The organism is Bacillus cereus group sp. MYBK195-1 (assembly GCF_051916605.1).
Classification (GTDB): domain Bacteria; phylum Bacillota; class Bacilli; order Bacillales; family Bacillaceae_G; genus Bacillus_A; species Bacillus_A cereus.
In genome coordinates, this window is the sequence record NZ_JBQAGZ010000002.1 from 656,725 (window position 1) to 670,985 (window position 14,261).

Below are 14,261 nucleotides of genomic sequence, written 5' to 3' on the forward strand. Positions count from 1 at the left end.
GTGAATAATCATGGCAACATTAACTGAAGTTAAAAATGGTGTTCGAATTGAAAAAGATTTTTTAGGTGAAAAAGAAGTACCAAACTATGCATACTACGGCGTACAAACAATGCGTGCAGTTGAAAACTTCCCAATTACAGGATACAAAATCCATGAAGGTTTAATTAAAGCGTTCGCAGTTGTAAAAAAAGCTGCAGCGCTTGCGAATACAGATGTAGGAAGATTGGAATTAAACAAGGGCGGTGCGATCGCAGAAGCTGCTCAAGAAATTCTTGATGGAAAATGGCATGATCATTTCATCGTAGATCCAATCCAAGGCGGAGCGGGTACTTCAATGAACATGAATGCAAATGAAGTCATTGCCAATCGTGCTCTTGAATTATTAGGAATGGAAAAGGGAGACTATCATTATATTAGTCCAAATAGTCATGTAAATATGGCCCAATCAACAAATGATGCATTCCCAACGGCGATTCATATCGCAACGTTAAATGCATTAGAAGGCTTATTACAAACGATGGGTTATATGCATGATGTATTTGAATTAAAAGCAGAACAGTTTGACCATGTTATTAAAATGGGACGTACACATTTACAAGACGCTGTGCCAATTCGCCTTGGACAAGAATTTAAAGCGTACTCTCGTGTACTTGAACGTGATATGAAACGCATTCAGCAATCACGTCAACACTTATATGAAGTGAACATGGGAGCAACTGCAGTTGGTACAGGCTTAAATGCAGATCCAGAATATATTGAAGCAGTTGTAAAACATTTAGCTGCAATTAGTGAACTGCCACTTGTCGGTGCAGAAGATTTAGTAGATGCAACGCAAAATACGGATGCTTATACTGAAGTATCTGCAGCGCTTAAAGTATGTATGATGAATATGTCTAAAATTGCGAATGACCTTCGCTTAATGGCATCAGGTCCGCGTGTTGGTTTAGCGGAAATTATGTTACCAGCTCGTCAACCAGGTTCATCTATTATGCCAGGGAAAGTAAACCCTGTTATGCCAGAAGTAATTAATCAAATTGCGTTCCAAGTAATTGGTAATGACCATACAATTTGCCTTGCTTCAGAAGCAGGACAATTAGAATTAAACGTTATGGAACCAGTACTTGTTTTCAACTTACTTCAATCGATTAGCATTATGAATAACGGTTTCCGTGCCTTTACAGATAATTGCTTAAAAGGAATTGAAGCGAATGAAGATCGCTTAAAAGAGTATGTTGAGAAAAGTGTAGGAATTATTACAGCCGTGAACCCTCATATCGGTTATGAAGCAGCAGCTCGCGTTGCGAAAGAAGCAATTGCAACAGGCCAATCCGTTCGAGAACTTTGTGTGAAAAATGGTGTATTGTCACAAGAAGACTTAGAGTTAATTCTAGATCCATTCGAAATGACACACCCAGGGATTGCAGGAGCAACTCTTTTAAAGAAAAATTAAAAGAAGAGGGGGACAATCCCCTTTTTTTTGTTTACAATATAGAAATGCTATATATGAATAGAGGTAGGGATGTTATGAGCAAGTTTACAGTAGCTTCTAATGGTGCATTAGAAACAACATTAAGAGGAGCAGAAGTATTATCAACACCACTTTTAAATAAAGGGGTAGCTTTCACACAAAATGAAAGAGAAGAGTTAGGTTTAAAAGGGTTATTACCGCCAGCGGTTTTAACGTTAGAAGAACAGGCACGCCGAGCATACGAACAATTTAGTTCTCAGCCGGATGATTTATTAAAGAATGTATACTTAACTGCGTTACATGATCGAAATGAAGTATTATTTTATCGTATATTAACAGATCATTTACGTGAAATGTTACCGATTGTATATACACCAACTGTCGGTGTAGCAATTCAAAGATATAGTCATGAATATCGTAAACCACGTGGTGTTTATTTATCAATTAACGATCCATCAGGTATCGAAGAAGCATTCACGAATATCGGTGCAACAGCTGAGAACATTGATTTAGTCGTTGTAACAGATGGAGAAGGCATATTAGGAATTGGTGACTGGGGCGTTGGTGGTATTAACATCGCAATCGGAAAATTAGCTGTTTACACTGCTGCAGTTGGAATCGATCCTAGTCGTGTATTACCGGTAATTTTAGATGTAGGTACAAACCGTGAGGAGCTATTAAACAATCCATTTTATATTGGAAATCGTCACCCTCGTATAACAGGTGAAGCTTACGATGAATTTATTGATACGTTTGTACAAGCGGTAAACAAACAATTCCCGAAAGCACTTTTACATTGGGAAGACTTTAGCTCTCGTAATGCACGAAAAATTTTAGATAAATATCGTCATGATGTTTGTACGTTTAATGATGATATTCAAGGTACAGGTGCAGTTTCACTTGCGGCAGTATTATCGGCAGTGAAAGCTTCTGGTGTACCGCTAAGTGAACACCGCGTTGTTGTATTTGGTGCTGGTACGGCTGGAATCGGTATCGCAGATCAAGTTAGAGATGCGATGGTTCGCGTAGGCGTATCTGAAGAAGAATCATATAAGCGTTTCTGGTGTATTGATCGTAACGGGTTAGTTACAGATAATATGGAAGATCTTCTTGATTTCCAAATTCCGTACGCAAGAAAAGAAGTAGAAGTAAGTGGGTGGAAGCAAAATGATGTGATCGGACTTGCTGAAGTTGTGAAACATGTAAAACCGACAATTTTAATTGGTACATCTACTGTTGCAGGTGCATTTAAAGAAGAGATTATTAAAGAAATGGCTTCTCACGTAGAAAGACCAATTATTTTACCAATGTCGAATCCGACGCCACTTGCTGAAGCAAAACCAGCAGATTTAATCGAGTGGACAGAAGGAAGAGCGTTAGTTGCAACAGGAAGTCCATTTGAACCAGTTACATATAACGGTGTAACGTATGTGATTGGACAATCAAATAATGCACTGATTTTCCCAGGTCTTGGTCTTGGAACAATTGTAGTACGAGCAAGCGTCATGACGGATGGAATGTTCGCAGCAGCAGCTGAAGCAGTTGCAAGTATGGTAGATACAAGTCAGCCAGGAGCACCTATTTTACCAGAGGTCGAAGAATTACGTAATATCTCAGAAATGGTTGCAATTGAAGTAGCTAAAGTTGCAGTTGCAGAAGGTGTTGCAAGAGTGAACTTAAGTGATAACGATATCAAGATGGCAGTGAAAGAAGCAATGTGGAAGCCAGAGTATCGCCAAATAAAAGCGGTAGAAAAGGTTAGAATATAGAAAAAAGCCCGTTTATAACAATAAGCGGGCTTTCGCTTTTACTACTGAAAAAAAGTATAGGAAGTGTCACCTTTGAATTGGAATCAATTATGGAAGAAAGATATGTCCCTTTTAATTATATTAATGGTCGTTGTTCCGATTGCTGGGGAGCTGAACTTTCATCCCTTTAATGATACGTTTCGAGTTAGCTTCGGTACACCGCTATTCTTCTTTTTATTATTATTTTTAAGAAGAGTACCAGCAGGAGTTGCAGGTATTCTTGTTGGTATATCTGTAGTCTTATTCCGAGTATGTCTTGACTGGATCATGCAAGGTTCATTTCATATGACAGAATCATTTTATTTGCGTTATCCTGTGTTCTTCTATTATTTTATTTATGGCAGTTTTTTTTCGCTTTGCAGGGTAAATAAGTTCCATCAGAAACCAATCATTATTGGCTGCCTTGGAATTTCAATTGAAATTGTTGCAAGTATGTCAGAACTTGCGTTTTATCATATGTTAGTACTAGGTACAACAATAACGATTTCTGAAGTAAATAAACTCATCATTATTGCTATTTTTCGTAGTTTCTTTGCACTTGGTTTTTTAAATATGATGAATTTATATGAAACGAAATTAAAAGAATCGCAAGTTCGAAAAGAAAATGAAAATATGTTAATGCATCTTTCTAATTTATATGTGGAATCTGTTCATTTGAAAAAGACGTTACAAAATGCGGAGTTAATTACACAAGAAGCATATCAACTATATCGAAATTTACAAGTAAGCGCTGATTCAAGTAGTAAAACAGCATTGAAAATAGCGGGGGAAGTGCATGAAATAAAAAAGGATAATCAAAGGATATTTGCAGGATTATCTAAACTGTTATTAGATAAAAATGTGGCTGAATATGTAGAAGGACATGAGTTAGCAGAAATGATTGTTAGAATAAACGAGAAGTATGCTGAAATGCTAGAAAAGGATATACGTTTTTCTAAACATATAGAAGGTGAGCATGCTGCATACCACGTGTATACAGTTCTATCAATTTTTAATAACCTCGCTGCAAATGCAGTTGAAGCAATTGAAGATAAAGGTGTCGTTATTATTAAGCTATATAAAAGAGATCAACATATATTTTTTGAAGTAATTGACGATGGACCTGGTATTGCACAAAAGTATAAGAAATTAGTATTTAAGCCAGGGTTTACTTCCAAGTATGATCAAACGGGAACACCGTCAACTGGTATTGGGCTTTCTTACATAAATGAAATGGTAACAGAGCTAGGCGGAGAAGTGAGATTAGAAGGCCGAGAAAATAAAAGAGGATGTAAGTTTATCGTTTGTTTACCAGAGGGTAGTTTAAAGCGGGAAGGGGAATAGATTTGTTTTATTATATCGTAGACGATGATGAAGTTTTCCGTTCGATGCTTTCGCAAATTATTGAAGATGGAGATCTTGGAGAAGTAATTGGTGAGGCGGATGACGGAGCTTTTATTGAGGCGGATCAACTAAATTTTAAAAAAGTAGATATTTTATTTATTGATTTGTTGATGCCGATGAGGGACGGAATTGAAACAGTTCGTCACATTGCGTCAACTTTCACGGGGAAAATCATTATGATTTCTCAAGTGGAATCGAAGCAGCTTATAGGTGAGGCATATACACTTGGTGTAGAATATTATATTACAAAACCATTAAATAAAATCGAAGTTGTATCTGTTGTACGCAAAGTGATGGAGCGTATTAGATTGGAGCGTTCTATACACGATATTCAAAAATCATTGAATAACGTGTTTCAGTGGGAAAAACCGCAATTGCGTACTGAACCAGTGCAAGAAGGAAAAAAGATAGGGGATTTAGGGCGCTTTTTACTATCAGAACTCGGTATTGCGGGAGAGAATGGAAGTAAAGATTTACTTAGTATGCTGGAATATTTATATGGTCAAGAAAAGGCACAGACATTTGAGTTTGGCTTTCCTGCGTTAAAAGAAATTTTCCATCATATTACGATAAGAAAATTAGGGGATTTAGCTTTAGAGGCGGATATTGATAAAGAGAAAAAAGCTTCTGAACAAAGAGTACGTCGAGCTATTTATCAGTCGTTAAATCATTTGGCTTCTTTAGGATTAACAGACTTTTCAAATCCAAAATTTGAAAGCTATGCTCCAAAATTTTTCGATTTTACCGTAGTTAGAAAACGGATGACAGAAATGACGAAAGATGAACTCGCATCTTCTGGTCATACGCGAATTAATACGAAAAAGTTTATTCAAGTGTTGTATTTTGAGGCGAAGAGGTTGATGGAGATAGAGTCAAGAAGATGCTTATAAATAAGCATCTTCTTTTGTTAAATCAACATTTTATATTTTCTCGTGGAGCATGTAAAATGTTAAGTAAGAGAAAATGGTTTTATATTAAGGAAGTGTCAAAGCAATGAGTTTCACATTGAATAAATCGATTATTAAAGAAGTGTGCGGAGAGACCTCATATAAAAGAGGTGAAGCCTATTATAAATCAAATAAAGTGATAATAGATCAGTACGATGAAAATAAAGAAATTTGTGAGGCGACAGTAAAAGGGAACGAGGATTTCCATGTTACAGTAGCAAAAGCCAAAAAGGGTGATGTTGTTGCAAAATGTAGTTGTCCTTCATTAGCGTCTTTTCAAACGTACTGTCAACATGTTGCAGCAGTATTAATACAAATAAACTATAATCAACAAACAGGTGGAATGAGCTCCACTAGTAGCAGAAATGATCAATTGACAAGTGGTATGTTTCAGCTGTTTGCAGATAAACCACTGAGGCCAAAAAGTAAACAACACCGTTTTGATACACGTGAAATATTAGATATTGAGTTTATATGTACACCAGTTGCTACGAGAAGTGGTGGGGCTCTTCTTGGAATTCAATTGAAACTTGCCAAAGTGTATGTCATAAATCATATTAGAGAATTTCTTTCTAAGGTGGAGAAAAGAGAGTCTTTTCATTGTTCAAATGAATTTACATATACACCAGATGTACATAGTTTTAAACAAGAAACGGATGCAATTATTCAGCAGCTCATTAAAATGTATCATAACGAAAAAATGTATGAAGATACGCTAGAAGTACATGCGAAACAAGATGAAAGTATGATATTTATACCACCAGCTTCATGGAAAGATATGCTCTTTTCGCTTTCTAAAGTTGAATATGTACAGCTGAAACAAAATGAACAACTGTTTCAGAGATTACAAGTTTCAAAAGGGTTGTTGCCGTTACACTTTGAATTTACGAAGGGAAATAATGGCGGATTTACACTTCATATAGATGGTTTAAATCGTGTACAAGTTATGGATATGTATAACAATGCACTTTACGATGGGAAATTATATCACTTACACATTGAAGATTGTATGCGACTTATTGAATTACAAAAGATGATGAGTCGCTCAAATAGTAATCAGTTTTATATTCCAGAAAGTAAGATGGAACATTTCGTCGCGAAAGTTGTACCAGGATTAATGAAGCTCGGAACTGTACACATTGATGAAGTAATATCGGATCGTGTTGAAACACCTTCGCTAAAAGCGAAATTGTATTTAGACCGCGTGAAAAATCGCTTATTAGCAGGTCTTGAATTTCACTATGGGAACGTCATGATTAATCCGCTAGAAGAGGATGGACAGCCGTCTGTTTTTAATCGTGATGAGAAAAAGGAAAAAGAGATTTTAGACATTATGAGTGAAAGTGCTTTTGCAAAAACAGAAGGCGGTTACTTTATGCATAATGAAGAAGCTGAGTATAATTTTTTATATCACGTCGTGCCAACATTAAAAGGTTTAGTTGATATTTATGCGACGACAGCAATCAAATTGCGAATTAGTAAAGGGGATGCAGTTCCTCTTATTAGAGTGAGAAGAAAAGAAAGAATTGATTGGTTGTCATTTCGTTTTGATATAAAAGGAATACCAGAAGCAGAAATTAAAGGTGTATTAGCGGCCCTTGAAGAGAAACGTAAATATTATCGATTGGCGAATGGTTCGTTTTTATCGCTAGAGAGTAAAGAGTTTAATGAAATTAATCAGTTTATAAAAGAATCAGGTATTCGGAAAGAATTTTTACATGGAGAAGAGGTAAATGTTCCACTTATTCGGAGTGTAAAATGGATGAACGGACTTCATGAAGGCAATGTTTTAAGTTTAGATGATTCTGTTCAAGAGTTAGTAGAAAACATTCAAAACCCGAAAAAATTAAAGTTTGCTGTGCCAAATACTTTAAATGCAGAAATGAGAAAGTATCAAGTATATGGGTTCGAATGGATGAAAACACTTGCTCATTACCGTTTTGGCGGTATTTTAGCAGATGATATGGGACTTGGAAAAACGTTGCAAAGCATTGCTTTTATAGATTCTGTTTTGCCTGAGATTCGAGAAAAGAAACTACCTATATTAGTCGTTTCACCATCATCTCTTGTTTATAATTGGTTTAGTGAATTGAAAAAATTCGCCCCGCATATTAGAGCAGTTATTGCAGATGGAAACCAAGCAGAGCGCCGGAAAATTTTGAAAGATATAACGGAATTTGATGTCGTAATTACGTCATATCCATTACTGAGAAGAGATATAAGATTGTATGCAAGACCATTTCATACACTATTCCTTGATGAAGCGCAGGCGTTTAAAAACCCTACAACGCAAACGGCAAGAGCTGTGAAAACAATTCAAGCTGAATACCGTTTTGGGCTAACGGGTACACCTGTAGAAAATTCATTAGAAGAGCTATGGTCTATCTTCCATGTCGTCTTCCCAGAATTATTACCAGGAAGAAAAGAGTTCGGTGATTTAAGGCGTGAAGATATAGCGAAGCGAGTGAAACCATTCGTATTAAGACGATTAAAAGGGGACGTATTAAATGAGTTGCCAGAGAAAATAGAGCACTTACAATCATCGGAGTTATTACCCGATCAAAAGAGTCTCTATGCTGCTTATTTAGCGAAGCTAAGGGAAGAAACGTTAAAGCATTTAGACAAAGATACGTTACGTAAAAATAAAATTAGAATTTTAGCTGGTTTAACGAGATTGCGACAAATTTGTTGTCATCCTGCTTTATTTGTTGATGATTACAAAGGAAGTTCAGCTAAATTTGAACAACTGTTAGAGATTTTAGAGGAATGTAGAAGTACAGGGAAGAGAATATTAATTTTTTCTCAATTTACGAAGATGCTTTCCATTATTGGTCGTGAGTTAAATCGACAAGCAATTCCATACTTTTATTTAGACGGGAGTACACCAGCGCAGGAACGTGTAGAGCTGTGCGATCGGTTTAACGAAGGAGAAGGAGATCTATTTCTCATTTCTTTAAAAGCTGGTGGTACCGGACTTAATTTAACTGGTGCAGATACAGTAATATTATACGATTTATGGTGGAATCCAGCTGTTGAACAACAAGCGGCCGATAGAGCGTATCGAATGGGACAAAAAAATACAGTGCAAGTTATAAAGCTAGTAGCCCACGGAACAATTGAGGAGAAAATGCATGAACTGCAAGAAAGTAAGAAAAATTTAATTGCTGAAGTGATTGAGCCGGGAGAAGGGAAATTGTCCTCAATCACAGAGGAAGAAATTCGAGATATTTTAATGATTTAATATAAAAAAGCTATGCCTTCAAATTTATGAGGGCATAGCTTTTTTGTTGTAATAATTATATTTTGTTTTGTACAAAGTAAAGAAATCAAATGTTATTTAAATTACTTCTTTGTACCTTTACTTTTGTATGGTTTGGCAGCTGCCTTTTTCTTTGCACTTGATTGCCAACGGTTCCATCCTTTACTTCCTGTACCTTGTCCTACACCTTTTTTCGGTTTTGCTTTCGTTTTACTCATATGATCACTCCGTTATATAAAAATCTTATTTGATAATAGTCAATGATTTAGAAAATACTCTTTATAAATGACTATGATTGCTTTAAGTAAAAATAAACTGCTTGAATGCTATAGTATATCATGAAATTGGAAGTAAACTGAAAGGAATTATAAAGAAAATGAAAATAATAAGAAATACTGCGGATTCTATATTCCGAACGATCACATTAATTATTGTGTATACGTTAGTTTCGGTCAGTGAAACATTTTTTGGATTGACGAGGCAGAAAAAGTAAAGATGTTAAATTAACAACAATCAATAAAGCCGTAAAATAAAGAATTGAAAAATATTTTAAAACTTTTTGTTGACTTTCTTTATTTTTTGTATAGAATAATCATTAATAAAATGTTTCAGAGATGTGACAACAAAACGACTATGAAAGGACGAGTAGTAGTAGGACGTAGTTTAAGCGAGTCAGGGGTGGTGTGAGCCTGATACGAAGCCTATTATGAAGAACCTCCTGGAGTTGCTAACCGAAATCCTTTATAGGAAAGTAGACTTAGCCGGGAACTTCGCCGTTACAAGAAGAACAGTATCGAGATATTTCATCTCCGTATTGTATAAGTGAGCAACCTCTGTTGCTAATTTGGGTGGTACCGCGGAACCAAAGCCTTTCGTCCCAGTTTTTTGGGAAAGAAGGGCTTTTTTTGTTGGCTTCTTTTCACAACATCCAAACATTTTAGGAGGAAACCACCATGTATCAATCATTAATGACAGTAAGAGAGACTCAAATTGCAATTAAGGAAGTTAAAACATTTTTCGAGGACCAATTAGCAAAACGCCTTGAACTATTCCGCGTATCTGCACCATTATTCGTAACGAAAAAATCAGGATTAAACGATCACCTAAACGGTGTAGAACGTCCAATTGAATTTGATATGTTACATTCAGGAGAAGAATTAGAAATTGTTCATTCACTAGCGAAATGGAAACGATTTGCATTACATGAATATGGATATGAAGCTGGTGAAGGTTTATATACAAACATGAACGCGATTCGTCGTGATGAAGAACTTGATGCAACGCATTCCATTTACGTTGACCAATGGGATTGGGAAAAAATCGTTCAAAAAGAATGGCGTACTGTCGATTACTTACAAAAAACAGTACAAACAATTTATGGAATATTCAAAGATTTAGAAGATCACTTATTTGAAAAATATCCGTTCCTTGGAAAGTATTTACCGGAAGAAATTGTTTTCGTTACTTCTCAAGAATTAGAAGATAAATATCCAGAATTAACACCGAAAGATCGTGAACATGCAATTGCGAAAGAACATGGTGCAGTCTTCATTATCGGAATTGGTGATGCACTTCGTTCAGGTGAAAAGCACGACGGACGCGCAGCTGATTATGACGATTGGAAATTAAACGGTGACATTTTATTCTGGCACCCAGTACTACAATCTTCATTTGAATTATCATCAATGGGAATTCGTGTTGATAGTAAATCACTTGATGAGCAGTTAACGAAAACTTGTGAAGACTTCAAACGTGAGTATGATTTCCATAAAGGTATACTAGAAGACGTACTACCATTAACAATCGGCGGTGGCATTGGACAATCAAGAATGTGCATGTACTTCTTACGTAAAGCTCATATCGGTGAAGTTCAATCTTCTGTATGGCCTGACGATTTACGTGCAGCTTGTAAAAAAGAAAACATTCATCTGTTTTAATAGAAGTGAGGGAATAGCTTAAATATAGAGCTATTCCCTCTTTTTTTATAAAACATTACTTATTTATTACCGAGTTCTTCCGCTAAACCGATTAAAATTCCTTCGACTCCACGAATGTAGCAGAGACGATACGAGTTCTCGTACTGAACTACTTCGCCAACGAGCTCTGCACCATGCTTAGTGAGTCTCGATACCATTTCGTCAATGTCTTCAACGGTGAACATGACGCGTAGATAACCGAGGGCGTTTACAGGAGCTGTTCGGTGATCTGCTATAGTAGGAGGGGTGAGAAATCGCGAAAGTTCAATTCGGCTGTGGCCATCTGGAGTGGCCATCATAGCGATCTCTACGCACTGAGAACCGAGTCCAGTTACGCGACCAGCCCATTCACCTTCGACATTGGCTCGACCTTCGAGATTCAAGCCAATCTCCTCAAAGAAAGAGATTGCGTTATCAAGGGATTCTACAACGATGCTGACATTGTCCATTCGTAGTAATTTGTTTTTTGCCATAGTCTTATCTCCTTATGTATAAAAGTCTATTATTTAATTATCCCCGTAATTATACTACTAAGTAGTTACAAATTCCTTTCAGTCAAAAACACCTTGTCACAGTATAGGAAAATGTGACAAGGTGTTTTTTAATATGTCATATAGCATCGTGTTAACGAACAGCTTTTTATTTAATAGGAATGTAATACATTAATCAGATTTTTTTAGTATTACTAAATATATCAGATTAGCTCATTTGCACGAAAGGCTCAATTTTCGCCATAAATGATTGATGCAGCGCCTCAACGCCTGTTACTAAATGAAGGCGGTCAATAACGACAGACACTTTAATTTCTGATGTACTTACCATTTTAATATGAATATCTTCTTCTTTTAAAGTAGTGAACATATTTGCAGCGACACCTGGGTTAGATACCATGCCAGATCCTACGATTGATACTTTTGCTAAGTGATTTTCATGTTCTACAGATTCATAGTGAAGAGTTTCTTGATTTTGTTCCAAAACTTCTAAAGTTTCTCTTAAATCATTCGAATGAATGGAGAAGGAGAGGTGTACAGTTCCTTCATTTGTAATACTTTGAATGATGATATCTACATTAATGTGTGCTGCTGCTAATGTAGAGAAAACTGTTGAAAGCGAGCCTTGTTCTAATCCTTTAATTGTGACACGTGTAATGTTATCCTCAAATGCAATACCTTTAACGATTGATTGTTGTTCCATGTTACATTCTCCTTTTACAATTGTTCCGTTTTCTTGTTCCATACTTGAGCGAACTTCTAAAACTACGTTATGATTTTTAGCAAACTCAACAGCGCGCGGGTGTAATACGCCGGCACCGAGATTAGCAAGCTCTAACATTTCGTCATAAGAAATTTCGTCTAATTTGTAAGCATCTTTTACAACTCGTGGGTCCGTCGTATATACACCTGTCACATCCGTATAAATATCACATTTTTTTGCTTTAAGTGCAGCGGCTAGTGCGACAGCAGTTGTATCAGAACCACCACGGCCAAGCGTGGTAATTTCATTTTCTACACTTATACCTTGGAAACCAGCTACGATAACAATCGTGCCTTCAGCAAGATAAGATTGAATACGATCTGTATGAATGTCAGTAATCCGTGCACTACTATGTACAGATTCTGTCGTAATACCTGCTTGCCACCCTGTTAATGAAATTGCATGATAGCCTTTTGCTTGCAGTGCCATTGTTAATAATGAAATAGTTACTTGTTCTCCTGTAGATAGAAGCATATCCATTTCACGTTTACTTGGATTTTCTGTGATAGCGTTAGCGAGTGCGACAAGTTCATCTGTGCTTTTTCCCATTGCTGAAACGACAGAGACAATGCTATGACCTCGTTCATATTCTTCAATAATTAAATTTGCTACATGTTGAATGCGTTCGACGCTTCCGACAGAAGTGCCACCAAATTTTTGAACAATTATTTCCATTACAAATTCCTTCTTTCGTCTATTTTTAAGAATAGATTAGGAAATATATAAATCCCAATACTCCTGTAGTTACCAGAAAGACAAACAAAAAACACCATCTCAAATAAGTGAGGATGGTGCTGTTACAGGAAAAGGGAAACAGAAAACGGAGCTAATAAAAAAACCGCCAAAAAAGGAATATCATAAAAAAATGATATCTCTTTTTTGTAGATAGCTCTTCATACGTACACGTCTGTACATATGACAGTTCTGTTTCTATTCGAAAACAGCCCCAATTGATAAATGCAGAGAAATTTATCAATTTCGGCAATACTTCCTTTCATCTAAGTTCATAGACATCTCTGTGTCTCCATTAGAATACTCATAAGTATCGCAACCTCTATCTCACGTTTTAGGCGAGAGTGTTTGATTTATGAAGTTGTTGGTAACATTTGTTTTATAATAATTTAAATTTTTCGGGGAATCAAGTGTTTTATATATATTTTAAAAATTCTTTCTTTTTTGAGGAAGTTTGTGAAAAATGTAGCAAAATAAATTCATTGCATGTACATTAAACTTATAGTGCATAGGAGGTGGGGAGAATGAAAAGGAAACAGTCTATTTATGTTGCGACAAAAATGAACACGACGATGGAAAATTATGGGAATATACGCAAGAACCAGATATACATACAGAGTGGGATGCTCGCTTTACTGAAATTTCGTATTTAGAGAAAAAAGAAGGAGAACCACAGAAGTTTTTGTATAAAACAAAGATTGGATTTGGGCTTGAAATAGTTGGAGAAGGGGAATCAATAGGTGAAATAAGAAAAGAAACTGGTGAAAGAATTTCTTCTTTAAAATTTTGGACGGATAATACATTATCTCTTATTCAAATAGGACGTGGTTATTGGAAGTATACGCCCAATAAAGAATACATCCATTTTGAGACACAATATGATTATGATACAAGATTTGGTCGTATAGGAAATGTGATAGATTCCTATATTTTTCGTCCGTTATTAGGTTGGGCGACTGCTTGGAGTTTTGATGCCTTAAAATTATGGTTAGAAAAGGGGCTTCATCCTAGGTTACTAATTAGAAGAACAATGACGTATTGGCTCGTATGTTCTTTATTTGCTTTTGTATGGATATATCAAGGGATAGTGCCAAAACTACTGTTTACTCATTCAGAAGAAGTAAAGATGCTTTCTTTATTAATCGGTTCAAATGAAAGTAGTGTATGTATACTTAAAATAATTGGGGGGTTAGAAATAATTTTCGGTGTCGTATGGCTGTTGCCACTAACAAAACGAAAATTATTTATACTGCATATTATTGTATTACTAGTTTTAACGTTAGCGGCAGGATTTACGAATATCGCAAGCTTTACAGGACCGTTTAATCCGATTACATTAAATGTTCTTTTAATGGGGTTATCAATTGTCGGTTATATAAATAGTTTCGATTTACCAAGCGCGAAAAATTGCAAGAGGGCGAGAAAGGGATAAGT

The 14,261-nt window shown here is 36.0% G+C and carries 9 protein-coding genes, 1 pseudogene, 1 riboswitch and 1 other annotated feature; of the genes and pseudogenes, 7 read left to right on the top strand and 3 right to left on the bottom strand.

The window, feature by feature from the left end:
- The first annotated feature begins 10 nt into the window (after positions 1 to 10).
- The 5 genes from aspA to ACTFRY_RS13140 all read left to right on the top strand — a co-directional run bounded on the left by aspA (position 11) and on the right by ACTFRY_RS13140 (position 8,847).
- Positions 11 to 1,450 carry an aspartate ammonia-lyase gene (gene aspA, locus ACTFRY_RS13120; RefSeq protein WP_000224190.1) on the top strand — a complete coding sequence of 480 codons (1,440 nt, stop codon included), beginning with the start codon at positions 11 to 13 and terminating at the stop codon, positions 1,448 to 1,450.
- A gap of 74 nt (positions 1,451 to 1,524) precedes the next feature.
- The gene (gene malS, locus ACTFRY_RS13125) at positions 1,525 to 3,237 is read left to right on the top strand and encodes an oxaloacetate-decarboxylating malate dehydrogenase (protein WP_044795800.1); all 1,713 of its coding nucleotides are present in this window, start codon (positions 1,525 to 1,527) and stop codon (positions 3,235 to 3,237) included.
- 63 nt (positions 3,238 to 3,300) lie between these two features.
- Positions 3,301 to 4,599, top strand: coding sequence for a sensor histidine kinase (locus tag ACTFRY_RS13130; RefSeq protein ID WP_002195356.1), 1,299 nt, complete (start codon positions 3,301 to 3,303; stop codon positions 4,597 to 4,599).
- Positions 4,600 to 4,601: 2 nt separating this feature from the next.
- The gene (locus ACTFRY_RS13135) at positions 4,602 to 5,549 is read left to right on the top strand and encodes a response regulator (protein WP_098616425.1); all 948 of its coding nucleotides are present in this window, start codon (positions 4,602 to 4,604) and stop codon (positions 5,547 to 5,549) included.
- Between the two features lie 103 nt (positions 5,550 to 5,652).
- A complete protein-coding gene (locus ACTFRY_RS13140) occupies positions 5,653 to 8,847 on the top strand; it encodes a DEAD/DEAH box helicase (RefSeq protein WP_044795686.1) in 3,195 nt (1,064 codons plus the stop codon).
- 101 nt (positions 8,848 to 8,948) lie between these two features.
- Here ACTFRY_RS13140 and ACTFRY_RS13145 read toward each other — a convergent pair whose 3' ends face one another.
- Positions 8,949 to 9,083: a DUF3934 domain-containing protein gene (locus ACTFRY_RS13145; RefSeq protein WP_000047588.1), complete on the bottom strand. Its 135-nt coding sequence runs from the start codon at positions 9,081 to 9,083 to the stop codon at positions 8,949 to 8,951.
- Positions 9,084 to 9,489: 406 nt separating this feature from the next.
- Positions 9,490 to 9,748, top strand: a binding site (T-box leader).
- 70 nt (positions 9,749 to 9,818) lie between these two features.
- Between ACTFRY_RS13145 and asnA the strand changes: the two genes are divergently transcribed.
- The gene (asnA, locus tag ACTFRY_RS13150; RefSeq protein ID WP_016117560.1) at positions 9,819 to 10,802 is read left to right on the top strand and encodes an aspartate--ammonia ligase; all 984 of its coding nucleotides are present in this window, start codon (positions 9,819 to 9,821) and stop codon (positions 10,800 to 10,802) included.
- Positions 10,803 to 10,861: 59 nt separating this feature from the next.
- On the opposite strand, the gene ACTFRY_RS13155 is transcribed toward asnA, so the two are convergent.
- Entirely contained in the window at positions 10,862 to 11,314 is a 453-nt protein-coding gene (locus tag ACTFRY_RS13155; RefSeq protein WP_001107256.1) for a VOC family protein, read from the bottom strand.
- A 226-nt stretch (positions 11,315 to 11,540) separates the two neighbouring features.
- A complete protein-coding gene (locus tag ACTFRY_RS13160) occupies positions 11,541 to 12,770 on the bottom strand; it encodes an aspartate kinase (RefSeq protein WP_016117561.1) in 1,230 nt (409 codons plus the stop codon).
- Positions 12,771 to 12,973: 203 nt separating this feature from the next.
- A riboswitch (Lysine riboswitch) is annotated at positions 12,974 to 13,160 on the bottom strand.
- A 191-nt stretch (positions 13,161 to 13,351) separates the two neighbouring features.
- Between ACTFRY_RS13160 and ACTFRY_RS13165 the strand changes: the two are divergent.
- Positions 13,352 to 14,259: pseudogene (locus tag ACTFRY_RS13165) on the top strand (DoxX-like family protein).
- The last annotated feature ends 2 nt before the right edge of the window (positions 14,260 to 14,261 follow it).